21 protein-coding genes are annotated in these 26,133 nt (G+C 65.7%); 14 read left to right on the forward strand and 7 right to left on the reverse strand.

Annotation, left to right across the window (positions count from 1 at the left end; genetic code table 11):
* Nucleotides 1-270 precede the first annotated feature (270 nt).
* From NS6_RS18475 to NS6_RS18485, 3 genes are all read right to left on the reverse strand, one after another.
* Nucleotides 271-2,082 carry an acyl-CoA dehydrogenase family protein gene (locus NS6_RS18475; RefSeq protein WP_040789285.1) on the reverse strand — a complete coding sequence of 604 codons (1,812 nt, stop codon included), beginning with the start codon at nucleotides 2,080-2,082 and terminating at the stop codon, nucleotides 271-273.
* A gap of 76 nt (nucleotides 2,083-2,158) precedes the next feature.
* Nucleotides 2,159-3,448 (reverse strand): cytochrome P450 family protein, encoded by a 1,290-nt coding sequence (locus tag NS6_RS18480; protein ID WP_245550822.1) that lies wholly within the window; start codon nucleotides 3,446-3,448, stop codon nucleotides 2,159-2,161.
* Nucleotides 3,449-3,458: 10 nt separating this feature from the next.
* A complete protein-coding gene (locus NS6_RS18485) occupies nucleotides 3,459-4,658 on the reverse strand; it encodes a cytochrome P450 family protein (protein ID WP_040789283.1) in 1,200 nt (399 codons plus the stop codon).
* A gap of 374 nt (nucleotides 4,659-5,032) precedes the next feature.
* Here NS6_RS18485 and NS6_RS18490 point away from each other — a divergent pair, with 374 nt between their 5' ends.
* The 6 genes from NS6_RS18490 to NS6_RS18515 all read left to right on the forward strand — a co-directional run bounded on the left by NS6_RS18490 (nucleotide 5,033) and on the right by NS6_RS18515 (nucleotide 13,040).
* Nucleotides 5,033-8,092: an orotidine 5'-phosphate decarboxylase / HUMPS family protein gene (locus tag NS6_RS18490; protein WP_157224087.1), complete on the forward strand. Its 3,060-nt coding sequence runs from the start codon at nucleotides 5,033-5,035 to the stop codon at nucleotides 8,090-8,092.
* Nucleotides 8,089-8,568: a GNAT family N-acetyltransferase gene (locus NS6_RS18495; RefSeq protein ID WP_040789278.1), complete on the forward strand. Its 480-nt coding sequence runs from the start codon at nucleotides 8,089-8,091 to the stop codon at nucleotides 8,566-8,568. The genes NS6_RS18490 and NS6_RS18495 overlap by 4 nt, the downstream gene beginning before the upstream one ends.
* Before the next feature lie 333 nt (nucleotides 8,569-8,901).
* A complete protein-coding gene (locus tag NS6_RS18500; RefSeq protein WP_040789276.1) occupies nucleotides 8,902-10,212 on the forward strand; it encodes a phosphomethylpyrimidine synthase ThiC in 1,311 nt (436 codons plus the stop codon).
* Nucleotides 10,213-10,214: 2 nt separating this feature from the next.
* On the forward strand, nucleotides 10,215-11,243 hold the full coding sequence (locus NS6_RS18505) for a nucleotidyltransferase family protein (protein WP_040789274.1): 1,029 nt from the start codon (nucleotides 10,215-10,217) through the stop codon (nucleotides 11,241-11,243).
* Entirely contained in the window at nucleotides 11,240-12,214 is a 975-nt protein-coding gene (gene galE / locus NS6_RS18510; protein WP_040789272.1) for a UDP-glucose 4-epimerase GalE, read from the forward strand. Before NS6_RS18505 ends, galE begins: the two co-directional genes overlap by 4 nt.
* A gap of 19 nt (nucleotides 12,215-12,233) precedes the next feature.
* Nucleotides 12,234-13,040, forward strand: coding sequence for a class I SAM-dependent methyltransferase (locus NS6_RS18515; RefSeq protein WP_040789270.1), 807 nt, complete (start codon nucleotides 12,234-12,236; stop codon nucleotides 13,038-13,040).
* Nucleotides 13,041-13,088: 48 nt separating this feature from the next.
* Here the strand turns inward: NS6_RS18515 and NS6_RS18520 are convergent, their stop codons facing one another.
* Nucleotides 13,089-13,475: a DUF397 domain-containing protein gene (locus NS6_RS18520; protein ID WP_040789268.1), complete on the reverse strand. Its 387-nt coding sequence runs from the start codon at nucleotides 13,473-13,475 to the stop codon at nucleotides 13,089-13,091.
* A 5-nt stretch (nucleotides 13,476-13,480) separates the two neighbouring features.
* Complete coding sequence (locus tag NS6_RS18525; RefSeq protein WP_040789266.1) at nucleotides 13,481-14,341, reverse strand: DUF5753 domain-containing protein; 861 nt, start codon at nucleotides 14,339-14,341, stop codon at nucleotides 13,481-13,483.
* 156 nt (nucleotides 14,342-14,497) lie between these two features.
* Here NS6_RS18525 and NS6_RS18530 point away from each other — a divergent pair, with 156 nt between their 5' ends.
* From NS6_RS18530 to NS6_RS18545, 4 genes are all read left to right on the forward strand, one after another.
* Nucleotides 14,498-14,812 carry a hypothetical protein gene (locus tag NS6_RS18530; protein WP_040789264.1) on the forward strand — a complete coding sequence of 105 codons (315 nt, stop codon included), beginning with the start codon at nucleotides 14,498-14,500 and terminating at the stop codon, nucleotides 14,810-14,812.
* A 289-nt stretch (nucleotides 14,813-15,101) separates the two neighbouring features.
* Nucleotides 15,102-15,449, forward strand: a complete 348-nt coding sequence (locus NS6_RS18535) for a hypothetical protein (RefSeq protein WP_157112826.1) — start codon at nucleotides 15,102-15,104, stop codon at nucleotides 15,447-15,449.
* 4 nt (nucleotides 15,450-15,453) lie between these two features.
* A complete protein-coding gene (locus NS6_RS18540; RefSeq protein WP_083874090.1) occupies nucleotides 15,454-15,906 on the forward strand; it encodes a DUF4254 domain-containing protein in 453 nt (150 codons plus the stop codon).
* A gap of 108 nt (nucleotides 15,907-16,014) precedes the next feature.
* Complete coding sequence (locus NS6_RS18545; protein WP_051132900.1) at nucleotides 16,015-16,872, forward strand: nucleoside hydrolase; 858 nt, start codon at nucleotides 16,015-16,017, stop codon at nucleotides 16,870-16,872.
* 310 nt (nucleotides 16,873-17,182) lie between these two features.
* On the opposite strand, the gene NS6_RS18550 is transcribed toward NS6_RS18545, so the two are convergent.
* Nucleotides 17,183-18,178 carry a TRM11 family SAM-dependent methyltransferase gene (locus tag NS6_RS18550; protein ID WP_068043503.1) on the reverse strand — a complete coding sequence of 332 codons (996 nt, stop codon included), beginning with the start codon at nucleotides 18,176-18,178 and terminating at the stop codon, nucleotides 17,183-17,185.
* A 92-nt stretch (nucleotides 18,179-18,270) separates the two neighbouring features.
* Complete coding sequence (locus tag NS6_RS18555; protein WP_138448540.1) at nucleotides 18,271-18,945, reverse strand: hypothetical protein; 675 nt, start codon at nucleotides 18,943-18,945, stop codon at nucleotides 18,271-18,273.
* Between the two features lie 416 nt (nucleotides 18,946-19,361).
* Between NS6_RS18555 and NS6_RS18560 the strand changes: the two genes are divergently transcribed.
* The 4 genes from NS6_RS18560 to NS6_RS18575 are packed head-to-tail and all read left to right on the forward strand — an operon-like array spanning nucleotide 19,362 to nucleotide 26,132.
* A complete protein-coding gene (locus tag NS6_RS18560) occupies nucleotides 19,362-20,678 on the forward strand; it encodes a helix-turn-helix domain-containing protein (protein WP_068043507.1) in 1,317 nt (438 codons plus the stop codon).
* Nucleotides 20,669-21,073, forward strand: a complete 405-nt coding sequence (locus NS6_RS18565) for a pilin (RefSeq protein WP_245669408.1) — start codon at nucleotides 20,669-20,671, stop codon at nucleotides 21,071-21,073. Before NS6_RS18560 ends, NS6_RS18565 begins: the two co-directional genes overlap by 10 nt.
* Before the next feature lie 2 nt (nucleotides 21,074-21,075).
* Nucleotides 21,076-23,109, forward strand: coding sequence for a TrbL/VirB6 family protein (locus NS6_RS18570; protein ID WP_138448541.1), 2,034 nt, complete (start codon nucleotides 21,076-21,078; stop codon nucleotides 23,107-23,109).
* Nucleotides 23,106-26,132: a PrgI family protein gene (locus tag NS6_RS18575; RefSeq protein WP_068043509.1), complete on the forward strand. Its 3,027-nt coding sequence runs from the start codon at nucleotides 23,106-23,108 to the stop codon at nucleotides 26,130-26,132. Before NS6_RS18570 ends, NS6_RS18575 begins: the two co-directional genes overlap by 4 nt.
* Nucleotide 26,133: the final 1 nt, after the last annotated feature.

Below are 26,133 nucleotides of genomic sequence, written 5' to 3' on the forward strand. Positions count from 1 at the left end.
CCGCCGGTCCGATCGCCCGGGTTGGCCAAAATGCGCAGGATCATCTCCGCAACCGGGGCTATGCGTAGTCGTCGTCGGCCTGGCCATCGAGCCATGCAACCGCGGCAGCGAATCGCACGCATGCCGCACCGTGGCCGCCGTGCAGCCGACGGACGAAATCCGCCTCCTCGTAGCAGGCGAATGACGGCTCCCCCTCCGCGCAATCTGCATGCCAGGACCGCCACCGATCACGATCGGCGATTCCGGCACGCACACGGTACGGCACCGTGTTCATCGGTTCGCGAGCTTTGCCTTGTCCCAGCCGGCGCGGTCACTCCATGCCTGTAGGTAGTCGGGGGCGAACATCGGGGCGTCCGGAAGTTCGGGGATATCGAAGGCGGCGGCAAGGAGGATCTGGTTGGCGGTGACAATGACGCGGTTGTGTCGCAGTTCGTCGTGGATCTCCTCTGCCAGGTCCGGGGCCTGCTGGCGGTGGGCGTTGTACCAACCGCTGTGCCGGTCGAGGTAGGTGAGCGCGACCACCGCCGCACATGCTCGGGCCACGGTCGCGGCGGTCGGGTCGGTAGCCTCCTCCGCGACGATCAGGGCAGCAGTTGCCATGAGCCTGGCACCGGTGGTGCGGGCGAGGTCGGCCCTGATCGAGTCAATGCCCAGCGCGGTGCCGTCGGGTTCGTAGTTTTCGCCGGCCTGATCGATTCCTGTGGCGGTGTAGAGGTCGGTGGCCAGGATCGTCTCGCGGGTGATGATCATGTCGAGCCACCACGGTCGCACGGTCGGGGTTCCGGGCAGGATCAGCGTCGACAGGGCTTGGTGGGTGCGTCCGGCGGATTTCTCCAGGACTTGGTTGTCGCCTTCGGCGGTTGTGGAGCCGCGAGCGTTGGCGTTCCAGTCGGGGTAGTAGTTGCAGCGTAGCTGCCCCTGGGCACCCCCACGCGCGCTACACGTGCGCAGCGCTTTCTCCGCGATCGTGGTCAGGACCGGTTTGACCACCGTCATCCACAGCGGCAATCGCTCCTGCTGGCCGGGGTCCGTGGACAGGTCGCGGACCAGCCGGCCCAGCACGCTGCCCGCGTAGGCGTGTGCGGCGGAGGTGACGAGGTCGCGTTGCAGGACGTCACTGTGACCGTGAGGCCGCTGCTTGCTGTAGTTGACCAGTCCGGCGACTCCCGCGCGGGCGGCGGCGATATTGGCGGTGGCCAGATCGAGACGGCCACCGACGAGTGGGCTGATGGAGCGATGGCAGCGCCACCGCGCATCGGCTTCATCGCAGCGGAACTCGCCGTCGTCGGTGATCGTGGCCCACTCCCCGCCGAGGAACCCCTCGCGAGGGACGAACAGCCGGTCGGCCAGGGCCCAGCCATGGTCCATCGCGGCGCCGAGTTTGCTGGACATCTCGCCCACCTCGACACCGTCGGCCAACCCTTCTTCGACCGTGCGCAGGCGGGACAGGAACAGGAACACGCCCTCGTCGCGGCCCTCGAAAATCAGGCGCGCACTGAACACCACGATCTTCGGGACAGTGTTGTCGGCGATATTCGGCGGGCCTTTCACCGACCCGATCGTGGGGCTGGACAGCCAGAATCCGTCCGCGTCGCGATCCCAGACCGCCTGCATCTGCTGGTCGGCACCGTTGGTGCCGCCGAGCTCGGTCAGGGCCAGGACACCGACGGCTGCGCCGGTGTCGAGGTCGGCGAGGCACTGCTGCTGGTAGGGGGCGCCGGTGCCGTGGGTCGCGATCGCGCCGATCGCGAGGTCGAAATGCCCGGTCCACACCGTCAGCAAGTGCGGGGCGGCGACCGCGGCCCAGTCGCCCAGCGCACCCCGCAGGTGGGTATCGGCAGTGATCTCGCGTGCAGGGACACCGACCTCGGACAGCACGCTGCGCAGCAGGTCCGGGGCGATTCCGGCTTCCAGCGCGTAGGGCAGGTGATCCTGGGGGACGTCGCCGAGCCGCATGATCAGCTCGCGCGCTTTACGGTAGGTCGCCAGGTACGGGCCGTAGATCGAGTCGCGCAGAGCGGCCACGGTGGGGTCGTCGCCCTGGTATCCGATGGGGCTGATCTGGTCGAGTGTTGTTGTCATGGTGCACAACTCATTTCGGTAGTGCTCAATCGAGCGGATCATTCGAACTGGTGCCGAGGTACAGGCGGACGTGCGGCTACGGGATGAGCAAAGGCTCTGCTGGTGGGAACGCGACCGGCAGCGCGGTGAGTGAACGGTGGAAGGGCCCCGGGCGCCAGGTGAGTTGCTCGCGCGGGATGGCCAGCTGCATATCGGGCAACGCGTCGAAGAGTTGGCCGATGGCCGCGCCGACTATCAGGTCCGAGGATCGGCGGGTCATCTCCGGGCAGCGGTGCCGACCGGCTCCGTGGCCCAAGTGCCAGCCGTTGCCGCCGCCGTAATCCCAGTCGCTGTCGTTGGTCCGGCGAATTGTGGGATCGTTGTTGCAGGCGGCCATGCTGATCAGCACGGGCTGGTGCGCGGGCAGCCATATACCGTCGAGCAGGGTGCGGGCCCGGGGATAGCGGGGGGCGTAGTTCGCCATCGGCGGGTCGGTGGTCAGGTTTTCGACCATCGCGTCCTCGACCGGTGGGGCGAAGCCTGCCTCGTTGTGGCGGTAGCGGTCGTTGGTGAGCATCAGCAGGGTCGTGTTGGCGGCGTGGTTACGCGGCACCTCGATACCTGCGGTCAGCAGCGTCACCAGCTGGTGCAGTTTCTCCTCGTGCGCCAGGTCGGTGGCGGTGTGCACGAGATTGGCCGTGACATCGGTGTGCGCCGGGCACCCGTTTTTCGAGGCCATGAGCGCGCCGAGCGCACTGCCCAGCATCGCCTCGACATCGACGGTGGCGTCGGTGTCGAACATCGCCGCGGTCGCGGTCAGGACATCGCCGAGCAACTCGGGCGGGCAGCCCATGATGTCGCTGGTCAGGACGGACGTGAAGAGAGGCGAGAAGTACTGACTGACCAGGTCCGCGCTCGCGTCCCGGCAGAAGCTGTTGATCAGCGAGATCGCTGTGCGTTCGGCGGCCGCGCGCACGTAGTGCAGGTCGACCACCGTCAATCCGCGATTCAGCGCTTTCCGGTATCGGCCGTGCTCGTCGCCGGCCGCGCGGAGCGTGTTGGGGCGCCATTCCATCATCGGCCGCAACCGATGCCGGGTCGGCAGCGTCTTCTGCCACGTCCGCGGGTCGGCCGGGAACCGGTCATCGTCGTTGAGGACCCGTTTCGCCGTGTCGTAGCCGATGACCAGAGTTGCCGGCACGTCCTCGGCCAGCAGCACCGGCACCATCGGTCTGGCACCGGCACGCATCCGCTGGTAGACCGCGTGAGGGTCTTGGGCGAACGCCTGGTCGTACATGCGGTAGCGGGGCCCGAAACTCTCGATCGAGGGATACGACTGAGAGGCGGTGATTTGCGGTGCACTGGTGTGCAGCGAATGGGATTGCACGGGATGGTCCTTACGAAAGGTGCAGCGGCGGCGCGGGGAGGAACGTCGCGGGAAGCGCGGAAAGCGCACGCAGGAACGGGGTCGGAAACCAACTGAGCTGCTCGGCGGGAATCGCCAGCTTCATCACCGGCAGCGCATCAAGCAGCTGTTCGAGTCCGGTAGTGGCGATGAGCAGCGCGAGAACACTGGACGGGCATTGATGTGCGCCCGCGCCCCACGCCAGATGCGCGCGGTTACCGTGGCGTTCGGCGGCCTGAATGGCCGGATCCGCGTTGGCCGCTCGAATGCCGATGACCACCGGTTGATGCGCAGGCAGCCACACTCCGTCCAGCCGTGGCGCGGTCGGATACCGCACGCATCCGTTCGCCACCGGCGGGTCGAGGAACAACGTCTCCTCGACCGCTTCGCGGGCCCCGAGCGCCCCGCCGAGGACATCACCGGTAAAGCGGTCGTCGGTGAGGAACAGCCGCAACGTATTCACCAGCAACGACACGGTCGGCTCAGCCCCGGAGAGGTAGAACTCCGCCAACTGGTGTACGACCTCGTCGTCGGTCAAGCCGGCCGGATGCTGCATAAGCCATGTCGCTATGTCCTCGGCCGGTGCGGCCTTCTTCTGACGCACCACCTCGGCCAGCACCGCCGTGGCCAGGTCGTATCCCTGCACTGCGACCTGGGCATCATCTGCGGTCAGGTGCTCGGTCACTGCCTGATACAGCTGCGCATTCGCGTCCTCGGGCACCCCGGCGATCTGGCCCAGCGCCGTGTACACCAGCGGCACACCGTATTCGGAGCGCAGATCAGCCTGCCCGCGGTCACAAAACAGGTTGATCAGGCCGACCGCGACGCGTTCCACCTGGGCCTGCACCATGTGCAGGTTCACCCCGCTCAGAACATCGACGACCACGCGCCGGTACCGGTCATGATCGGCGCCAGAGCTGCGTGCCGCGGTCGGCCGCCACTCCAAGCCCGGACGCACCGGACATTCACCTGGCACACCTTTCTGCCAGACCCGCGGGTCGGCGGAGTAGAACTCATCGCGCAGGACCTCCAATGCCTTGCCGTAGCCCGTCACCAACGTGACCGGCACATCATCGGCCAGCGTGACCGGGACCAACGGTCCGAACTGCTTCCGCGTCTGCTGGTAGAAGCGGTCCGGATCGGCAGCGAACGCCGCACCCCATAGCGGCACCGCCCGGCCGTCCGGCGCCATCGGCGAGCCCTGCGCAGTCCCCGATTCTCCGGATGGGGTCTGTGCTGGACGGGCAAGAGACCTCTTCACAAACACTCCAAGGGATACATAGAAATCGAATGCACGTGTCCCCCTGCGGTACACGTGGCGCCGCCGTCGTCGGGAGGGCTGGAATGCTGTGGTGTTCGACGTTCGGCTGAGGCAGATTCAGGCTGGCAGAGCACAGGATTCGCGAACATGAGCCGCTGCCCTAGACTTGTCCTACTCTCGTGTTCGACCGAGTTTCGACGGACAGTCTCGATGGCGACCGATAAGGGGGATGAACGGGGCCTATGGCGTCAGTGGTGGCCCGCTGGACGGGATACGAAGCCCGCGCCTTGCGTGAGGCCACAAGGATGAGCGTTCGCGAGTTCGCTGCTCACCTGGGTGTGAACGATGCAGCGGTCTCCAACTGGGAACGGCGCGGAATCGAAGCCAAGCTACGGTATGAGACTCAGCAGATTCTCGATACTGAACTCGCCCGATCTGGCCCGGACGTAGTAGCCAGGTTCGAGTTCATCCTTCAGCACGAAGCGGAAGACACTCCCCTTGGAACAGGACCGATTCCGAATCAGTCAGCGACCAGCGGGCCTGACTTCGGACTCCGGTCCAGGCGGCGAACGGCGGCTCTCCTCGATACAGCGACGCCGGTCCTCATGGAGGTACCGTATCGGGTCGATGATGCAGCAGTCGGGAGGTTTCGCCAGTTCCTCGCCTCAACGGCAAGGGTATTCGTCATCGCGGGCGGTGTGGGTAGCGGAAAGACCTGCCTCTCTCAACACTTGGTCCGCGAATGCCGGGAAACGGTGGATTTCCAACTTCACCTTTGCCAGACGTGGGTTCTGCCCACTACGGATCTGGCTACCGAAGTTCTGCGGTATTCCTCGTTATCGAGCGGTGATGATGCGTTACTCACTCTGGAGCGTGTCGTAGGCGCGCTCGCATCTCCGTGCGTTGTTGTTATCGATGGCATTTCGTCGGAGGAGCATCTTTCCTTCGTCGGTCGGCAAGTCGATGGCATATTGCGCCAAACAGACTCCCATCACCTTCGGTTTGTCCTCGTCGTCCGGACACCGCCCGAGCTCGACCTCTCCCCTTTTCCGATCCTGGCGGCCTCTACATTCAGACAGATCAGTGCGTCACCAACGGCTTCGTACACACTTGCACCCTGGACGATGACCGAGACACGCGAATGGTGGGACGGCACGCGCCGCAACAGCCAAATACCGTTCTCGCGCCTACCGGGGCCGCTGCAATCCCTGGCATCTATCCCGCTGTATTCGCAGTTGCTTCACAGCGCCGGAGAACCCCTCCAGGAGGGAATTCGCAATGGTCCGGCGAATGGGTTTCGCCTTGTCGACCATTGCGTGCGGACTATTCTCGGCCGCAACGCCCAACCCATCGAGCCAACCATCGAGAGCCTCATACAGGTAGCCCGTGCACTGGATCCGAACGCGATTCCGCCGTCTCTGACCACCCCTTCACAGAAGACCAATTACCGCGCCGAGCCCCCGCAGCCGACTCCTCTTTTCGTGGAGCGGGCCTCCGACGGAGGTGCGCGTTTCGCCCACGACATCTTCCGTGCTTACTTCCTTGCTACCTGGATTTCGGACCGGTTAGCAGAGACCGGGAGGTCTGCCGCGACCGTCATCGCATTCAACGAACTGGCCGTTCGCGCATCGCAGTCCGCCGCGGCGCGCAATGTGTTCGATTTTGTGGTGTGTGCACTCGATTCCCGCGCGCACCACCTCATCGAGGTGATCGCCTTGGCGCCATCGATCACGATGGACGTAGCGCTCCCGATGTTGCTCGAAACCATGGCAACCAACGGCGTACTGGCAGAAGATGCTATTCGTTCCTCCGCCCACCGCTGTACACAGTCGCAGGCACTGACCAAAGCGGTGCTGGCCACACCGAACCTCCCGGAAATCCTCGGCGATCAGCACGCGCCCTGGGTGGTCGAACAACTACGCACTCACGGCTCGCAGCTCTGGCCTTCCATCGCCAAACATGTCGAGGATGCCCTTAATGTAGAGATCAGCACTCGAATCGTCAGCTGCATCGACCTCGACAGCCCTGCTGAAGCGGCCTTCCTCGCCCGCTACTTCGACCTGTTCACGAATGCGGGCCACGACCCATTCGATCTACTGCAGCAACTCGTTCGTAATCTCGACTGGCGTGTACGCGCGGCCCTCGCCGAATCATTGCCAGGACGCGGCACGCTCAGCCCTCCACAGGTGAACTCCCTCATCGAGCAACTCGCAGGTGATTACGACTACAAAGTGCGAGCAGGCCTCGCCAGGGCGATCAGCGCCCTCGACACCGCCGCTTGCCAGCGTGTCCTTCGGTTAATGCTCACCGACAACAACTGGCATGTGCGCGAGCAAGCACTCCAGTCGATCACCGCGGCGCGACAGAACCCGGTGCCTGATCCAGCGTTCACGGACCAAGTCCTCGCCATCATCTCCACTGATAAGAGCTGGCTCAGACCCCCCGTGCACGTAGCGAAGCTCATCACCCGAATACATATGCTCAGCGGCACAACCACTCGGGATCTACAAGTCCGGGAAAACACCGGTCTGATCGGGCTTCTCAAAGAAGTTCGGTCCGGCTGGATCACATTGCCACCCGAACGTGAGCAAGCCCTGGTCCGCTGTGGTCAGGAGTCCTCTCATTGGCTCGTGGCGCGCGAAGCCGAAGCGGTCCGACGGCGACATGAGTCCGGAACACCCAGCATCCAGGAGTGGTATCGACGGCGCCGCGGCAGGCGCTCGCTCCAGGTGGCCCTCGATGTTCATTCGCTCGACCGGGCAACCGAGATAGCCTACGTGGCCGTCGAGGCCGACGTAGATTTTATCGAGGTCGGTGACCCGCTGATCAAACGGGAGGGCATCGCGGCAATCGAAGCGATCAAGCAGTGCGCGCCGGACACCGCCGTCGTAGCTGAGATGATGTCCGCAGACTGGGGCCGGGACCAGGTCGAACTCGCCGCTGAAGCCGGCGCTGATGTCATCCTCTTGATCGGTCCTGCATCGATGGCCAGTGTTTCTACCGCGGTCGCAGCAGCCCGGCGCCTCGGTGTTGCACTCACCCTCGATGCCACACCCGAGCACGCCACGCCCGCCTGGCTGCGCGATATGGAACGCACCGGCATCGACGGTTTCGTAGTCACCACCAATATCGACCTCGGTGTCGGCAGCAATCACCCCCTGGCCACCGCCGCCGCGGTCCGCAGATACAGCCAACTGCCCGTCGCGGTCTCCGGCGGCTTCAGCCCCGGCGACGACGCACTGAGTAGTGACGAATGGGACATAGCCATAATCGGTCGCAGCATTGCCGACGCCGTAGCACCGGCCGATACTGCCGGCCAGCTGGCCACCCTTGCCCGTAAGATCCGCGCCAAGGAGCATTCGTGATCATCACGCCGCTGCAGCCAGAACACATCGGCGAAGTCCGACAGCTCATGCAGCTCGGGGAGCCCTACATCAGCGCGCGCACCCTGTCGGACTACTGGCTGTATGCGACGCTGTTTTCCACCACCTGCCCCGTGGCAGTCGACGAGGAGAACACACTCGCCGGCGCAGTCATCGCCTTCCGAAGCCAGGACGAACCCGCCGACGTGTACGTACAGGACGTAATGGTTCATCCGCACTACCGCCGCCGCAACATCGCACGAACGCTTCTCGGCGCAGTGCGATCGCGAGCTGCGGGATGGGGTTGCACGCGACTGTACTTGACGTCTGAACCCGAAAACCGCGCAGCACACTCCAGTTGGATCGCACTAGGGTTCGAGAACCTCGAGGGCGACAGGGAGATCGATGGGGTCTCCGTCACCAACGACTTCAAAGGCCCAGGCCGAGATCGAGCTGTCTACGCGCTTTCCCTGGAATAGGCTCTCCCGTATCCGATTCGCCTCGTTGGCCCCTGCATTGACACCGGCCGCTCATCCTTGTTCAGGAATCGCACGCCAGGGCCTGGCGACCGACTGCAATCCATGAAGCGGGCCAACGCCAGGTCAGGCGACGCTGCCGCGTAACACCGCTACGCAGAACTACAGCAGAACTAGGACAGGACCGCGGTGTCTACTTTCGGTCTCACCAACGACGCTGGTCACGAGTACGCGACTCCTCGTCGCCGACGGCCGAGCGTCGTGACCTGCTGACCATTTCCGGCACCGACCTCACCCGAGGCGAGGAGGTCCATTCGAGTGAGAGGTGAGCCCGTAATGCTCACACCGGAAACAGATTCCCAGTTCGCTGAAACGTGCCGAGAGGAAGGAATCAACCCGGCCGAAGCCGCCCGCTCGGTAGCCAACGGCACGATGGTCTTTCTCCGGTCCGAAGCCAGCAAGCATATGGAGAACTTCAAACCCCTCCTTGTCGGCACCGGCACCAGGCCCAAGATCAGCGGCCTGATCGGGCTGGGGCCGCGTGACACCGATCGGCACGCCATCGTCGACACGATGAGCGTCATCCTCGCCGCACGCCCCGATGCCGTCATGGACCTCACGACCAACCCGGAGGGTGTCGCTCTACGCACCGACCTCAAAGAGATCATGGGCGTTCCACTCGGGGCTTGCCTGACCTATGACCTGTTCACCGACCCCCGCCGGCGCATGAGCCGTGCGGAATTCCTCGAACGATTCGAGGCAGGATTGGCAACCGGGGTCGACTACGTGCTTGTCCATATGGGTATCACCCCGGCGATATCCGAGGCGATGAAGAAATCGACCCGAATCGTGCCCACCACCTCGCGCGGCGGCGGACTGATCGACCGCTACATGCGGATACAGCACTGCGACAACCCCTTGATCGAGCACCTCGACGGCATCATCGAGATCTGCCGACGCCGCGAGGTCGTACTCGACCTCGGCGACATCTTCCGGTCTGCCTGTACTGCGGACGCCGCCAACGATGAACTGAAGTGGATGGAGCTGCGGCTGCTGGCCCAGCTACGCGCCGAGATACTGCGCGGCGGCGTGCAGGTGCTGTGTGAAAGCGGTGGGCACATCCCACTCCATCTGATCCCCGAGCTCATCCCCGCCTACAAGGAGGCCCTGGGCGGTGCGCCGCTCTGGCTGGCCGGGCCCATGGTGATCGACAATGCCGTCACGCTCGACCAAGTCGTCAATACCCTCGGTATCCTCGCCGCCGGCCAGTGGGGCGGGGACATGTTCGCCTCCATCACCCATAACGAGCATTACGCGATGCCGACCGCACCTGATACCGCCGAAGCCATCCGGTTCGCACGGGTCGCGATCACTGCATTGGAGTTGGCTCGCGGAAAGGAGTCCGAGACCACCAGGCAGCGCGCGATGGGGCAGTCCCGGCGCCGCAATTCCTGGGCCGAACAGGCCGAGCTCGCGCTGTACCCGGACCTGGCAGACCAGGCGTTCATCCGCGAAGGACTCAAAGACGGCGCACCGTGCACGATCTGCGGCAAGTACTGCCCACTCGTCATCGTCCACAAAGACGACGAGAAGCCGGTCACAGCCTCGGCAGTACAGCCCTTGCCCGTAATCGACCGCGAGGACTGATCATGCCGGCCACCGGTATACAGCACAGCATTGTGCGGCGCCTCCCCGATTCCGCCGAACTCGACGATGTGGCGACCGACATCGCGGACCGCCTCCTATCGATCGGCCGCCGCGTACCACCGGCCGACTGGCTGATCGTCGGTGGTTCCCTCGCCCGCGGCGAGCCGACGTTCGTGCGGCACAAGCAGCAGCACGTGCTGGTCTCCGATATCGATTTCCTGTACGTCCACTCCGGACAGCGGCCATCGATGCCGGTAGCGGAGCTGGTCGAGATGGCCGAACAATACTTTTCGACTGTCGATCTCATGGTTCTTCCGCTGTCCGGCTACCGCCGCGTCCAAACCTCGCTCGGCTACGACTTCAAGAACCTCGGTATAGCACTCACCGACACCGGTCTCCCAGGCCATACCCCTGTCGAGCTGGATGCCCGCGACGCCTACGAGATCCTGCTCTACTACACGCAAGCATATTTCTGGTGCGGGCTACACGGCCCGTGGCTCAACGGCGAAAACACTGCGCAGCACCATCTCGTGACCAACCGGCTGTGCATGAAGATCCTGCGCGCCACCGCGATGCTGGACGGCGCCTACGCGCACCACGACTTCGACCGTATGCCGCGGCCGATCGCGGACCGGATGCGCGCGGAACTGCGCTGGCGCCGTGACCCGTCGCAGCCTCCTATGGACGCGGGCCGATTCTGGACCTATCTCGCCGAGGCACTGACGCGTTTCGATACCGAATTCGGGCAACGGCGAGCTGATGCGGTCAACTACAGCCGGTACGCGACGACAAGCAGCGGGCGGATCGTCGCCCGTCACCACCAGGCGGCCCATCAGTTGGCGCGGGCAATGGCTGACGCATGGCTCGTCACAGGCGACCCGCGGGCATTGGCTACGGTGAAGCACCGTGCGTGGGCGGAATACACCGGCTGGGACGGCACCCACATACAGCCCAGCCCGGAAGACTACTTCCGCCGCCACAAGCAGGACATTCACGACCATCTATTGGCGATGAAAGTGCAGGTTGTATGAAACTGCTGGTCACCGGAGGTGCGGGCTATGTCGGCGCCACCGTCGCTCGCATGGCACGCGACGCCGGCCACCAGGTCGTCATCGTCGACGACCTCTCCCGCAACGACGATCGCCAGGTCCCCTCCGGCGTGGTCTTCGCGCGGCTACGCGTCCACGACATCGCCGATGTCCTCACCGCTGAGGCCGGTTTCGACGCGGTCCTGCACTTCGCCGGCCTCATCGCCGCCGGCGAATCCATGGCACATCCGGAATGGCACTGGGACAACAACACCCGTGCCTCGCTAGCCCTCCTCGACGCCATGCGCGCCGCCGAGGTCGGCAAACTGGTGTTCTCCTCCACCGCCGCCGTCTACGGCGAACCGACCGAACTGCCCCTCACCGAAACCTCACCCACCAACCCGGTCAACACCTACGGCGACACCAAACTCGCCGTCGACCGCGCCATCGCGTCCTACACCCGCACAGGCGCCCTCGGCGCGACCTCGCTGCGCTACTTCAACGTCGCCGGCGCCCACGCCTGCGACGACGGCATCATGATCGGCGAGCGACACGACCCCGAAACCCACCTCATCCCCCTCGCCCTGGACGCCGCACTCGGCCACCGCGACAAGCTCTCCTTGTTCGGCGACGACTACCCCACCGCCGACGGCACCTGCGTCCGCGACTACATCCACATCACCGATCTCGCCCGCGCCCATCTGCTGGCACTCGACGCGATTGAGCCGGGCGAACACAATATCTACAATCTCGGCAACGGTATCGGCTTCTCCAACCTCCAAGTCGTACAGGCCGTACGCGAAGTCACCGGAGCACAATTCGACGTCGAGAACGCCCCACGGCGGCCCGGAGACCCCGCCACCCTGTACGCATCCTCGGACTTGGCGCACAGCGAACTCGGATGGAAACCGGAGAAACCCGACATCGCCGACATCGTCGCCGACGCCTGGGCATTCCACCGCACCCACCGGTAACCGAACCAACAGGACACCGATGACCACCCCCTCGCTGGACACCGAATACGCAGACCTCACGCCGCTACAGGTCCGCATCGCCACCCACCAGCACCACTCCGAATACCCCGACGACCCCGTCGCCGAAGTCCTCGCAGCCCTCGGCCTAACCGGCACCGAGGACCTCGCCGATATCGGCTGCGGCGACGCACGTTTCCTCGCACACCTACGCGAAACGGGCCACACCGGTCGTCTCGTCGGCGTGGATGCCTCACTCACCATGGTCGCCGCCGCGGCGGCGGTAGCCGGTGTCACCGCGCTCCACGGCGAGGCCAGAAATCTACCGCTACGGGACGGCGAGGTCGACGTTTGCACCGCCCGGCACATGCTCTACCACGTCGCGGACCCACTCGTCGCACTCTCGGAGTTCCGGCGGATCACCCGACCCGGTGGAACGATCGCTGTAACCGTCAACCACGCCCGAACCTGCCATCGCACACACCAACTCGTCGCGGCGCACGCAAGCAGTTACGGACTCACTCCTCCGGACGGAATGATCAACCACACCGTAACCAGCGACACCTTGCCCGACATGATGCAGGACATCTTCGGCAACACGACGATCGAAACCCACGACAACGCGCTGGTTTTCGACCGACCCGGACCGCTGATCGCCTTTGCCGAGGCGCTGTTCACCTTCTGCGGCATCGCACCCGACTCGCCACACCGCGTTCAGATCCTCGCCGACATCACCAGCGAGATCGAACAGTGGTTCATGACCCATCCGGACCAACTGTGGCGCGACTCCAAGGGTTATTCCATTGCCACCGCAACTATCACCGGGTGACTGGGAACGAGATGCGCCTCGTGAGCCACTACATCCTTGCGAACCAGCTCACGGGCGGCGGAATTCGCCATCGGCCACACCTTTGCCGAAGGCTTCCCATTCATCAGCGGTGTAGCGCAGCGTGACAATCCTCGAGGCGGTGTCGGCGGCGGCCAGCTCGGCGGAACCATCCGCGTTCACACTGACCTCGGCGGTGCCAACTGTGCCGGGCCGGCTGCTGAGTGCGAGATCGAGAAAAGCGGTCCAGCAGGCGGTCGGGATCGCGATTGTCGGCTGGGTGTCGGGCGCGTCGGCGTAGTCGCTGTTCTGTTTGCTGTCTCGGATGAGCACGCAGTCACCAAGGAACTTGACCTCGACGCACGAGGGGCCGTCGTTGGAGTACGACGACTTGAAGAAATCACCGTTGTTGCTGGTGACGGGCCTATCTGTGCTCATACTGATCAGGCTATCCTATCTGCCACTTGCTGGATCAGGGCCGCGGAGTCCTCTGGGCTCAGCGCCAGGTCGAGTTGGCGGTCGAACAGGATCCGCAGTTCGCGGACTCGGGATGCGTCGTCGATGATTCCCCGGGTGGCGACCGATTCGTGCCATGCCAGGGACGGCAGCATGGGGCTGGCGAAGTGGATGATGTGGAACGGCGATCCCGACAGGATCGGGCGCCTGGGAGCGGTGAAGGGGACGATTCTGACCTCGATCGTGTCGCGTCGTGCCATCTCGTTGAGGTGACGCAACTGGCCGGCCACCACCTCAGGACTACCGGTGAGCTGGTGAAGTGCCGCCTCATGAATCAGCGCGGTCAGCTCCAGTGGGTCTTCGCCGGCTAATCGTTCTTGTCGTTTCATCCGGGCGTCGATGTACAGGTCCGCGTCGACCGGGCGAATTCGGGCGATATCGGAGTCCATGATCGCGCGGGCGTAGTCCACGGTCTGTAGCAGACCCGGGACTATCAACCCTTCATAACTCTGAATGGCCTTCGCGCCATGTTCGAGGCCGAACAATCTGAGGGTCTCGGTGTCGAAGAGGGCGGAGTAATCCATCCACCAGCCGCGCTCGCGGGCATCGGCACGGAGGGCTTCGAGTAGTTGCCGTTCCTCATTGTCCGCAGCGGCGATGCCGAACAGTTTCAGGAGCGCGTGGAAGTTGTCGTCGGTCAGGGCGCGCCGGTCGCTCATGAGCTGGTGCCAGTGATTGGTGGTGATACCCAGCGCCTTGGCGGCGGTCTTGACGTCGATCTGCTGCGCGGTCTTCCACTGGTTGATCCGAAGCAGCAACTCCCAACGGGCGACCGTCGGTGACTTCACGCGTCAGCTCCTTCCCTGGGGTCGAAGCGATCCTACCCCTCGCCTGAAATACCGGTCTGGCAGTTGTGCTGACAACTTGTCAGAGCTACCGTCAGACATGACATCGGCCACTACATCCGACTAGTTCGGATCACATGTGTCAGACAGGGAGAAGTCATGCCGATACAAGTCATCGACCGGACACTGATGGTCAGCGACCGGTGCGGGCATCAAGCAAGAAGCGTCGGAGACCAGCAGTGGGTAGTCAGTTTCCTGCCGGGCCGCACGCTCTCGACCGAACAAGCCACCGCGGCCATGCAGATCGCGGAATCCGTCGCCGACAACCTCGTGCTGGCCAGGTACCTGGGCTTGACCGTTCTCGAAGCCTGCGGCCTGGCGGCCCAAGAGCCCCCACCCGGCGAAGTAACCGCAGTCGCCACACGACGCACATTTCGTCGGTTCGGTGACGGGGCAGGGCGGTGGTCTGCATGAGAAACCATCGGGCGCTGACTGATCGGCAGGCTTCGATTGCTCTCGTCATCATGTTCAGCGCAGGAGCAGCCAGGGGACGGAGAGTAGCGAAGCAGGCGCGGCGGGCGTCGCGATCTCACATGTTGCGCTCTGTCGATACCGGCGGCCGTCACCGGCTGGAGGCGTAATGTTCGAGCAGTGCCACAGCGCGCATGAGGTTGCCCATGTATATCGTGCGATGGGATTCGACGCGTCACTGATCTTCCACCGAGTCGCGTTGATCGCATCCAACTCACTCGGAGCGGTAGCGATGCCAGCCGCCCTGGGCGCCGACGTACGCCGCGCACTCACCGACGGACCGCGCGCGATCCATGCGCCGATCATCAGCTTCCACCGCCCCGACCGAGAGTGGGTCTACCTGGTCGGCCCCGGTATAGGTCGCAGTCTCGGCCGCGCAACCCGAGATATGTTCGACACTGCCGGAGTACGGATCATGATGTCCGGACAGCGGGTATGGCTCCCGATGAGTGACAGCTTCACCCAATGGTATTGGGTATCGCCGCCCAGTCACGCCAGGGCATTGCCGTCGCGGACCGCGGTACTCACAACCACGCGTCATCTGCTGCACCTGCAGTCGCATTCGTCCGTACGGCGGTGAACCCATGTACACCGTCACCGCGATGAGTGCGACGACCCCGTTCCCATCCTGCGAGGAACTGCTATCCGCCGTACGGGGCCACCGTATCTCCGCCCATCCCCTGACTGGGCTGGCCCGTGAATTCGGCCGGATGCACCGGCGCCAACTTCACCTGGACGAACCTGCGGACCGCCGCCACCGAAACGCTTTGATCCGCAGGGTAGACGAGTGGGTCGCGAACCATCTCCCTCCCCCGCATCCGGCATCGACGCTGCATCCCGAGTCGATGGGAACGGTGATCGACCGCCTCGCTGAAACACAGGTGCTCGCGTTTCACCTGCTCATGACGATCGAGCCTTCTCATCCCAGCGTGCACAAGGCGTGGTACCAGCTCGCCGAACTGCGCGACAACTACACCGACCTGACGACCGCAGTCACACACCGGGCACTCCGCCTGCCTTGCACACCAATCCCATGACCACCGGGGTCGACAACCCACAAAGCAAGGAGCCTCGAAATTTCCATTCCCGGCCTACCTGCATCTGGCCACCGGACCTCCCCATTCCTCGGGACAGCCGACGACCTGGTGATTCTCGATGCCGATATCGGGTGGCGCCCAGGAGGCCTCATAGCATTAGCGATCGCGGCGCGTGTGGTGCCGAATCTGGTCGTGGTCACCGCCGATGAAACTCATGGCCGCCGCGCCCAGCTGGCCCGCCACGCCCTGAACCTGCTCGACCGTACCGACGTCCGGGTCATTGCCGGGTTCGATCTAGGAGGTGAGGACCGATTTCTCCTCGACAACCACCACCGGTCCCCAGCATTCAGTGAGGACTTCCTCGAACGTATCCGCGGTCTCGATCGCATGATCGCCGCCATCGTCGAACTCTGCGAGACCACTCGCCGAATCCGGTGGGTCGGACTCGGCCCGATGTCCAATATCACGGCTGTTGTCTCTCGCCTGCCGGAGATCGCCGACCGCGTGATGGTCACCCAGCTGGGTGGGGCACTCAACCATCACCACGGCAAGACGCCCGTATCGCACAACTTCCGTGTCGATCCCGTCTCCGCCGGGCTGGCGTTGCGCGCACTCCACACGCCGCGTCTGGTGCGAGGCGAGCACACCGACTCCGACGCCACCCAGATCACTCCGGGTTTCCCACTCCTTCCGACGTTCGAACAGCCAACCGCGCCGGGGTGGGCGCAACTGCTGGCGATCCACCTGCGCGCATGGCTTGTCCGTGAACCCCGGACCTGGTTGGGGCATCCCTTGGCTCTCAGCGCCACGCTCGGGCTGCCATTCGTTACGTTTCGCACCGAACGAATCGAAATACACCCTGATGCACGTCTGTCCCGCACACCCCACGGACGGCCGATGCAGGTGTCCAACACGGTCGACTACCCCGCCTTCCTGACCTGGATGCGCGACGCACTGCGCATATGACGCCGCGTCGGCATCCCGTCGCGAAACGAAGGGGAAACGCGTGACCGCCAGGACACCCAATCGAAGTCCCGTCTGCAGCAGCCGATTAGCTACCTACCATGCGGCGCTGCGCCGATACCCGGTGCTAGCCTGACCCCGGGCCGGTCGCCCCCCCTTTGGCTGGTCCGCTCCGCAGCTCATGGCTGCGACGAGCGGCGGCACCGCCGAGTTGCATAACCCCTGATGCGTGGCGGTGCCGCCACTACTTCCCGGCCGGTCCCGGATCGGCTTCCAGTTCGGCCGATCTTTGCCGTGCTTCCCTCGAGAATGCTTACGCCGCCAGATCCCCGGCCTCCTTGCCGATCCAAGCGTCCGTCTCCCAGAATGCAGCCGGTCCCCAGACGGGGTTTCGCGGAAAACGTTGAAGTTCCGATGAACTCACGGCTTGCCGACGCTGGAACACGAGCACGTCCTCGTGAGCGATCAGGTGGACGGGGAGTCCTTCGCGGCGGTTTTTGACGATGAAGTCGCGCTGGAAGAAGCTGCTGCGGGCCACGATCCCGTCCTCGGCGAGCCGGCCCAGAAGTGCGACGCAGCGTTCGACGGGGGTGAGCCCGGCGAGCGTGCCACAGGTGGTGATGTGGGTAGGTAGGTCGACGAGCTCGGCGTGCTGGCGCCAGGGGCGGGCGGTGATGACGACGTGGCCGCCGGGTTTGAGGTAGTCGGCGACGCCGGTGAGGATTTTGGTGAACCCGGACAGCAGTCGGCCGATGCCGACGTTGGCAAGGTTGCCGCGGTCGAGGACGGCACCGTAGCGGTGGTCGTATTTGTGGACGCCTTCGCCGGGTTTGGCCCGGACGTGGCCGTGGGTGGAGTCGCCGTATGGGGGTGAGGTGATCACGAGGTCCACTTGTCCCCGCAGTGCCTCGGGGAGCAGGTCGGGGAGCTTGCGGGCGTCGCCCTGGTAGACGGCGGCGTCCAGATCGTTGCCGGTGGTGCGGGCGAGGTCGATGTTGGTGCGGGCGAGGTCGGCCCAGCGGGTTTCGTATTCGACGCCGACGGCGCGGCGGCCGGTGTGGAGGGCTTCGACGAGGGTGGTGCCGATCCCGCACATCGGGTCCAGGATCAGGTCCCCGGGCCGGCTGTATGCCTCGATGGCGTGGGCGGCAATAGCGGGCAGCATTTTCGCGGGGTGTTTGGTGCTGTCGGGGTGGTAGCGGCCCGTCCGTTGGGTAGCGGGCGCGGCTTGCGCAGTCGCCCACACCGACGCCCCGTTTGCGCTGATGGTGGTGCGGACTGCGGTTCTGGGTTCGCGGATTGCGGTCATCGAACGTGCCTCATTTCGGGATTCGGGCGCGCAGAGCTCCACCCGGAGTCAGAGGGGTGGTTGCACAAGGTGGTGGGTCGCCGCCAGCAAATTCAGGGGCGCAGGAGAACGGTCACGTCGGTGTGGGCGATCCCGTGCAAGGGCGCGCGCTGGGAAGCGTCGACTCTCGGGGCGACGATGGCGCCGTCGGCGATGGGAACGGCGGCGATGTGCTGAAGGAATAGCAGATCGGCAGCTTGACCAGCAGCCACTATGACGCCGGTCGGATCCAACAGAACACCGTCCCGGCTGCGGCTGGCGCGAGTGAACACGGCCAGCACACCGCCCGCGGCCAGGCGGGCTGCTGCCCGCGTGACGATCCGGTCCACGACCGACACTGCGACGTCCTCGGGTGGCAGCAGGCTGGCCAGCACGAGACCGGCCTCGTCGGCTTCGCGCTGGGTGCAAGTGCGGGACGGGCCGCGGCGGTCGCCGAGATGTTCGATCGCGCCGGAACGTGCGAGTCCCTCGATGGGGGTGAGCGCGTCCCGAGCGCCCGAGATCCGGCGCCGGCCGGCTGTGGAAGTTGGTGGGGTCAGCACGAGTACCTGGTCGCCGGGTCGGGAGAATTCTATGACGGCTCGGGTCACTATCACTGTCGGCCAGGGGTCGCGGTGGTTGAGTGGGTCGGGTCCGGTGGCCCAGATGGTGGACGGCACCTCGGCCCTTGATGGGCGGGTGCCCGAGGTCCCGGTGCGACGGCGGCGGGTGGGAGTGTGTTCGGTCATGGGCAGTGCCCTTTTCCTATCCAGTGCGTGGGAGGTTGCACTGGTGGACTCCTTGCGAATTCACCGTTTTTGGACATGGCCCATCGCGAAATTCAGATAGGACGGCGGCGGCAGCATCTGATATCGAGAGTTATCGGCCGGTACGTCGCTGGGAGATTTTTCGGTTTCTAGTTCTCCTCCGTGTTTCGCGCGTTGTGTAGTGCGCCACCGGATCGCCACAGAACGTACACAGCCCCTGGTAGTCGGGGCTTTCACTGGTCGTTCACTTAACCAGGATCCGGTGTCCGATATCCGGCTCGAGTGAGAGCGCGGAGGTCATCCCGAGGTTTTTTTGAGTCTTTTCCGACGCGTTTTGGTGGCGCTCGTTCGGTGTCCTTGCGATGTCGGATTCTCCGCACGAAAGGAAACGAGTAGCCATGAATACGGATACCGGTATTTCAGCGAAGAAGAGCGCCTCTGGGGACAGTTCGCCGCTTTCGGTGGTGCGGTCGGCGTTCGATCGGATCGCCGACGACCCTGTACCGCGCGAGGCCGCACGGGTAGCGGGGCTGGGTAGGGCAGTTACGACGTGGGGGCAGTTACGGCGGGTGTTGTCGGATCCTGGGTTGCCGATCCAGGTGGTGGATGCGGTCTGGGTGTGGCTGATCAAGCGGTCTCGGGTCGAGGGTTCGGACGCGGCGCTGGTGTGCGCGGGGATGGCTGTGCCGATGCTGGCCGGGATGGCGAGCACGTTCGGCCCCCGCAGGCGAGAGGACCGCGCCGACGTTGAAGCCGACCTACTGACCGCGTTCTTCACCGAACTGAGGCGTATCGATGTGGAGCGACCGTTTCTGTGGTTCCGGCTGCGGTGGGCAGTGTTCCGTGGCGGCCGGGCCTGGGTACGGCAGGAAGCGGCTGCACCGGCTCCAGGCCCCGACATCGGCACCGACCTCAATGCCGGCTGGGGCAAAACCGTGCCGGCGATGTGCACACCGCCAGGGCATCCCGAGGACCTTCTCGCCGAGGCGGTCGCGGAGAACGTGATCACCCCCCAGGTGGCGGAACTGATCGCCGTCACCCGGTTGGAGGGCCGCTCGGTGACCTCACTCGCCGAAGAAGTTGAAGGTTCGTCGCATTGGGCGTTGCATAAGGCACGCCGACGCGGCGAACACGACCTCCGGGCGTGGCTGACCGCCCGAACCGCCGGAAGCGATCCAGCCCGCACCAGCATCGTCGAGCACCGCGCCCTGCACGACCTGGCTTGCACAGAAGACCACCGGTCGACGGGACTTTTGGCCCAGCTTCAGCTCACCGACCGCGATCTGCAGTTGCTTCTCCTTCTCGACACCGTGGGCGGGTTGACCGCCGCCCAAGTCGGTGAGCGGTTGTTCCCCAGCGTCGACACCGCCCGCAAACGGTTGACCGCCCTGGCCCGCCGTGGCGTGCTGACCCGAGTCAGGACCCACTCAAGCCCGGGTCTGCGGGGCGTGCCGCCATGGCGCTACACCCTGTCCCCGCTCGGATCCGAGATCGCCGCCACCGAGCACCGGACGCCCGAACGATCGCAGGATCGGTCACGAACGACCTCAGCCGCCGCACCGCAAACAGCGGCACGGATCAGTGCATCGCGCGAATTGCCGAACACTGCGGAGTCCAAAACAGGCCCGCAATCAGGGAGTAGCCAGTGCGGGCGGACATCGGCTGCCCCCGTGCACTCGCCAACTCCTATGGAGGTGAATCGCCGATGCGCATGATCGGTATCCCCAACGTTCTGTCCGCGAACCCCTCAACCCAGACCCGGCCCGGTCCGGTCCGGCGGGCATTTGCCTGGGCGATCGCACTTGCGGTGGCGATGGCGGCGCTCGTTGTGACCGCAGGTGCTGCTGCCGCCGACCCGGTCGTGGTGCTCGCCATCGCCGAGTCGTTCGATCAGGTGCTCGACAACATCCGCAACTGGTTGGTCGGCATTCTCGCCGGCCTGGCAACCGTATGCGTGACCGTGGGTGGCGCCCGCTACGTACTGGCCTCCGGTGATCCGGGAGAGGTCGAGAAGTCCAAGACCGCGCTGCGGGCGGCGTGTATCGGGTACGGGCTGGCGATGCTCGCCCCGGTGATCGTCGCCGTCCTCAAGTCGATCGTGGGTGCCTGACCATGACGGCCCTGCACCCCATCGGCACCTCACCACCAGGCCACAGGTCGACCTGGACTCGCCGGGTTCTGGTCGTCACCGTCCTGCTGCTCGTGACCGGGCTCGGACTCGGCGGAACCGTCGCGGCGCAGCCCACAACACCGCCGCCCCCGCCAGATTCGACGACACCGCACTGGCCGCCGCCCCCGTCGAATTCTCCTGAGCAGTCCGCACCCACGACTCCGATGCCCACCAGTCCGGCCGCGCCGGAAACTCCGGTCCCCCGGCCATCGCAGGCACCGTCGCCCACGAGCCCGGATTCGACGGCACCGCCGGTCGAGCCGTCGGGCGGGGAGGACTCCGAGTGCGGGGTCCGCAATATCTCCGCGTGTGTCGCCGAGGCGATCGACGGGTTCTTCCAGCGCCTGGTCGAATCCGCGCTCAACCCGCTGCTGGATCTCCTGTCGCAAACCTTGCTGACGACTCCAGAACCGGGTGATTTGCCGCGGGTCGGTGAATTGTGGGATTCGTCGTGGCAGTTGATGCTGGCGATCTACGGGTTGCTGGTGATGGCGGCCGGGGTGCTGTTGATGGTCCGCGAAACCCTGCAAACCCGGTACTCGGTCCAGGATTTGGCGCCGCGGATCGTGGTCGGGTTCCTCGCCGGTGCCATGAGTCTGTTGGTCGCCTCGCAGGCGATCCGCTTCGCCAACGCTCTCGCTACTGCTGTTGCCGGCGACGGCCTCGACCCCGATTCCGCCGGCGCCGCCCTACGCGAGCTCGCCACCATCACCGCAGTGCGAGGTTTGGTGAGCCCGGCCGCGGGACCCGGGATCTTCGTCATCCTGCTCGAGGTCGCGCTCGTGGTGCTGCTGGTGATCCTGCTCATCACCTACGTCATCCGGGTGGCGATCACCATCATCCTCGTCGTCGCCGCCCCGCTGGCGTTGATGTGCCACGTACTACCGGGACTGGATGCGCTGGCACGGTGGTGGTGGCGCTCCTTCGCCGCGTGCCTGGCGATCCAGGTGGTGCAGTCGCTGGTGTTGGTGACCGCGCTGCGGGTGTTCCTCACTCCCGGCGGTTGGGAGTTCTTCGGCCCCAACGCCGACGGGCTGGTGAGCTTGATCATCGGACTCGCCCTGATGGCGGTGTTGATCAAGGTCCCGTTCTGGCTGCTGTCGAGCATGAGAATCGGCACCGGTGGTGGCCGGAGCATGATCGGGTCCCTGGCCCGCGGCTACGTCACCTACAAGACCTTCGGCCTGCTCAAGGGCGGGGAGAAGGCCGTCGCCTCCGCGGTCCGCCGGCCCACACCAGCCGCCGCCACGCCCGGCCATACCGCCCGGCCTTCCACAGCACGGCTCCAAAGACCCCGTCCGGCCGCTGTCCCCACTGCCGCGGATAGCGACCCGTATGCGCGAACACGGGCGACCAGAGACGGGCAGCTGATACTGCCGTTGGAAGGAGTGCGCCGTGTCCGGCCGACTCCGGCGGCCTCGGCACCACCACAGCACGCGGGCACCACTGCTTCGGCACGCACCGCACCGCCCGGCGTGCCTCCAGCGGCGACCGGGCAAAAGACACGGCGCGGGCGTCAGCTGGCCTTCGATTTCACCCCACCGGACCCCTACAAAGGGATCCGCGCCAACCACCGCGGCCAATACCCGCTGCCGATCCCGGTCACCCGAGCCCGGCCCGGCGCCACGCGCTCCCCAGCCCAACGTCCAACACCGGGACCCGCCCCGGTCACACGGTCTACACCACCACCTCAATCGCCGGCTACGTCCCCGCCGAGGCCTCGCCGGGGCACGCAGCTGGCGTTCGAGTTCGACCCACCCGACCCCTACGAGGGCAACCGGTCCTTGCGCAGCGGCCAGTACCGGCTCCCGTTCCCGGTCCCCCGGGTCCAGCCCACCGAACGAACCAGCCCACCACCACCGCCAGTGGCGTCTCCGCCCTCACCACCAACGGGCCGCCAGCTGCATCTCCCGCTCCCTGATCTGCCGGTGCGCCGCCGTGCCCGCCGCTCGCCCCGAGGAGGAAACACTCGATGAGTACACCCGTTCGTATTCCCGCCGACGTCGACCGGCCGGACCGGTTGATCGGCCCGTTCACCGCCCGCCAACTCTCCGTACTCGCCGTCACCGCGCTCCTGCTCTACCTCGTATGGACCGCGACACGTGAGGTGATTCCGCCCGCGGTGTTCGTCGCCGCCGCGGTCCCGGTCGGCGCGGTGGTCGCGGCGCTGGTGTTGGCCACCCGCGACGGTTTGTCGGCCGACCGGCTGCTGCTGGCCGCCCTGCGGCACCGGCTACGACCCCGCCGCCTGGTGTCGGCACCCGAAGGCATCGCGTCCCCGCCGCACTGGGTCACCCACGCTGCCGGACGACAACCGAAACCCCCGGCCCCGCAACAGCTGTCAGCCAGAGAATTACAGCTGCCCGAGTCGATCACCAGTAACAGCGGCATCGGAGTGGTCGATCTCGGCTCGGACGGGCTCGCGGTGATCGCCGCGGCCGGGACGGTCAACCTCGCCTTGCGCACCCCCGAGGAACAAGACAGCCTGATGGCTCAGCTCGGGGGCTGGCTGCACACGCTGCGGCAGCCGGTGCAGATTCTGCTGCGCTCGACCCGCCTGGATCTGACCGGCCAACTGGCGCGGCTGCGGGAGTCGGTCGGCCAGATGTCGCCGGAGCTGGCCGCTGCCGCACACGGACACGCCGACCATCTGGAAGGCCTCGCCGCGAGCGAAGATCTGATGCACCGGCAAGTGCTGCTTGTCTGGCGTGAACCCCTCGACCTTCCCACCACCGGTGACAGTTTGAGTGGGCCATCGCCGGCGGCGATGCTGGGCTGGCTGGCCTCGGGGCGGCGCCGCGCCCGCCGGGAATTGTCGGAGGCGGCGCGCCGTGCCGCGGAGTCACGGTTGCTGCGCCGCGTGTACGAGGCCACCGACCTGCTCGCGCCCATGGGTGTCACCGTGACACCGCTCGATGATCTCCAGGCCACCGCAGTGGTAACCGGAGCCTGCAACCCAGGCAGCCTCATACCATCCTCGGCCGATATCGCCGGCCCGCACACCGTCATCACCACCACCGGCGGCGGCGAGCACACGAACCGCGAAATCGCACCGACTGACGACACCACCGGGGCCACCACTCCACAGCATGGACTTTTCCCCGGAGCCGGTCGCCGAGCCCCCGTTACCGCAGGAGAATTCGGTCCGGATTCGCTGGCGATCGAGGCTCGTCACCTCGAGGTCGGCTCCGGGTGGGTAGCCACCCTCGCCGTCACCGGCTACCCGCGGGAAGTCACCGCCGGATGGCTGGCGCCGCTGCTGTCGCACCCCGGTCGTCTCGATGTCGCGGTGCATGTCGATCCTGTGGATCCGGTGACCGCGGCGTCGCGGTTGCGGCGCCAGCTCGCGCGACTGGAATCCTCGCGACTGCACGACGCCGGTTACGGACGGCGCAGCGACCCGCTGGTCGAGGTCGCGGCCGAGGACGCCGCCGAACTCTCCGCCCGTGTCGCACGCGCCGAAGCCCGCCTGTTCCGAGTCGGGGTGTACCTGACCGTACACGCCAGCTCGGAAGCCGAGCTCGCCGACGAAATCGCCGCGGTACGGGCCCTGGCGGCGAGCCTGCTCGTCGACACCTGCACCCTGTCCTACCGCACTACCCAGGGCTGGGTGTCCACGCTGCCCCTGGGCCTGGACCTAGTGCGGTTGCGGCGCACCTTCGACACCAACGCCCTCGCCGCGGCGTTCCCGTTCTCCAGCCCTCAACTTCCCGTCGGCGATCCGGCACACGCGGCCTCCCCGGAGGGCGTGCTATACGGCCGCGACGCGGCAGCCGGTTTCGTGTTCGTCGACCGGTTCGGCGCCGAGGCCGACAACCACAACGCAGTGGTGCTCGGCCGTTCCGGCGCAGGCAAGAGCTACTTCGTGAAGACCGAGATCCTGCGGTCGCTGTTCCGCGGGATCGAGCAGGTGATCATCGACCCCGAAGACGAATACCGCACCTTGACCGAGGCGGTCGGCGGCGCTTACATCCACCTCGGTGCCCCCGGAATCCGCCTCAACCCCTTCGATCTGGAGGTCCACACCCGACCTGACGGCCGCCGCACCGCACCCTCCGATGCACTGAACCGGCGAAAGCTCTTCTGCCACACCATCATCGCCGTCCTGCTCGGCGAGCAGACGGCCGCGCAGCGTGCCACCCTGGACACCGCGGTCACCGCCACCTACACCAGCGCAGGCATCACCGACGACCCCGCCACATGGACGCAGCCTGCACCGACGCTGGGCATGTTGCGTGAGCAGTTGACGGCACTCGGGTCGGCGGTCTCCGACGATCTCGCCGCCGGTTTGTCTCCGTTCGTCGGCCAGGGGGCGTTCGCTGGACTGTTGGACGGGCCGACCACCGTCAGCCCGGACGCGGCAATGGTCACCTACTCCTTGCGAGAGCTGCCCGATGAACTGAAACCCGTCGGCACGCTGCTCGTGTTGGACGCGACCTGGCGGCGAGTCGCTGACCCGGCCGTCCGTCGGCCGCGGATGGTGACCGTGGACGAGGCGTGGCTGATCATGCGCCAGCCGGCCGGGGCGCAGTTCCTGTTCCGGGCCGCGAAATCGTTCCGCAAGTACTGGGCCGGTCTCACTGTCGCAACTCAGGACTGCGCCGACGTGTTGGGCACAGATCTGGGCAAAGCGATTGTGTCCAACGCGGCCACCCAGATCTTGCTGCATCAGGCGCCGCAGGCGATCGACGAGGTCGCGGGCGCGTTCAAACTCTCCGACGGCGAACGCCAATTCCTGCTCTCGGCTGCCCGCGGCCAAGGACTTCTCGCCCTCGGCACCGACCGCGCCGTATTCGCGGCTATGGCCTCGCCTGCGGAACATGCGCTGATCACCACCGACCCCAGCGAACTCGCCGACACCACCGACAGCAGTAAGACCGAGTTCGACCTCGCCGCCCCCCTGCCCGCCGACGGTGACACAGACGGTCCCCGCACCGGCGAGGAGGACAGCTACGGCGAGGACGACGGCGACGTCTACGTCGATGTACAGGCGGCATAGG

Origin of the sequence: Nocardia speluncae NBRC 108251 (assembly GCF_001613245.1) — a bacterium.
Taxonomy (GTDB): domain Bacteria; phylum Actinomycetota; class Actinomycetes; order Mycobacteriales; family Mycobacteriaceae; genus Nocardia; species Nocardia speluncae.

Excerpts from the sequence above, each read along its gene's own strand:
- NS6_RS18515 (WP_040789270.1), top strand. The coding sequence starts at position 12,234 with ATGACCACCCCCTCGCTGGACACCGAATACGCAGACCTCACGCCGCTA.
- NS6_RS18550 (WP_068043503.1), bottom strand. The coding sequence starts at position 18,178 with ATGACCGCAATCCGCGAACCCAGAACCGCAGTCCGCACCACCATCAGC.
- NS6_RS18575 (WP_068043509.1), top strand. The coding sequence starts at position 23,106 with ATGAGTACACCCGTTCGTATTCCCGCCGACGTCGACCGGCCGGACCGG.
- NS6_RS18490 (WP_157224087.1), top strand. The coding sequence starts at position 5,033 with ATGAGCGTTCGCGAGTTCGCTGCTCACCTGGGTGTGAACGATGCAGCG.
- NS6_RS18520 (WP_040789268.1), bottom strand. The coding sequence starts at position 13,475 with ATGAGCACAGATAGGCCCGTCACCAGCAACAACGGTGATTTCTTCAAG.
- NS6_RS18475 (WP_040789285.1), bottom strand. The coding sequence starts at position 2,082 with ATGACAACAACACTCGACCAGATCAGCCCCATCGGATACCAGGGCGAC.
- NS6_RS18570 (WP_138448541.1), top strand. The coding sequence starts at position 21,076 with ATGACGGCCCTGCACCCCATCGGCACCTCACCACCAGGCCACAGGTCG.
- NS6_RS18500 (WP_040789276.1), top strand. The coding sequence starts at position 8,902 with ATGCTCACACCGGAAACAGATTCCCAGTTCGCTGAAACGTGCCGAGAG.
- NS6_RS18540 (WP_083874090.1), top strand. The coding sequence starts at position 15,454 with ATGTACACCGTCACCGCGATGAGTGCGACGACCCCGTTCCCATCCTGC.
- NS6_RS18505 (WP_040789274.1), top strand. The coding sequence starts at position 10,215 with ATGCCGGCCACCGGTATACAGCACAGCATTGTGCGGCGCCTCCCCGAT.
- galE (WP_040789272.1), top strand. The coding sequence starts at position 11,240 with ATGAAACTGCTGGTCACCGGAGGTGCGGGCTATGTCGGCGCCACCGTC.
- NS6_RS18535 (WP_157112826.1), top strand. The coding sequence starts at position 15,102 with ATGCCAGCCGCCCTGGGCGCCGACGTACGCCGCGCACTCACCGACGGA.
- NS6_RS18560 (WP_068043507.1), top strand. The coding sequence starts at position 19,362 with ATGAATACGGATACCGGTATTTCAGCGAAGAAGAGCGCCTCTGGGGAC.
- NS6_RS18565 (WP_245669408.1), top strand. The coding sequence starts at position 20,669 with ATGCGCATGATCGGTATCCCCAACGTTCTGTCCGCGAACCCCTCAACC.
- NS6_RS18485 (WP_040789283.1), bottom strand. The coding sequence starts at position 4,658 with ATGGCGCCGGACGGCCGGGCGGTGCCGCTATGGGGTGCGGCGTTCGCT.
- NS6_RS18555 (WP_138448540.1), bottom strand. The coding sequence starts at position 18,945 with ATGACCGAACACACTCCCACCCGCCGCCGTCGCACCGGGACCTCGGGC.
- NS6_RS18530 (WP_040789264.1), top strand. The coding sequence starts at position 14,498 with ATGCCGATACAAGTCATCGACCGGACACTGATGGTCAGCGACCGGTGC.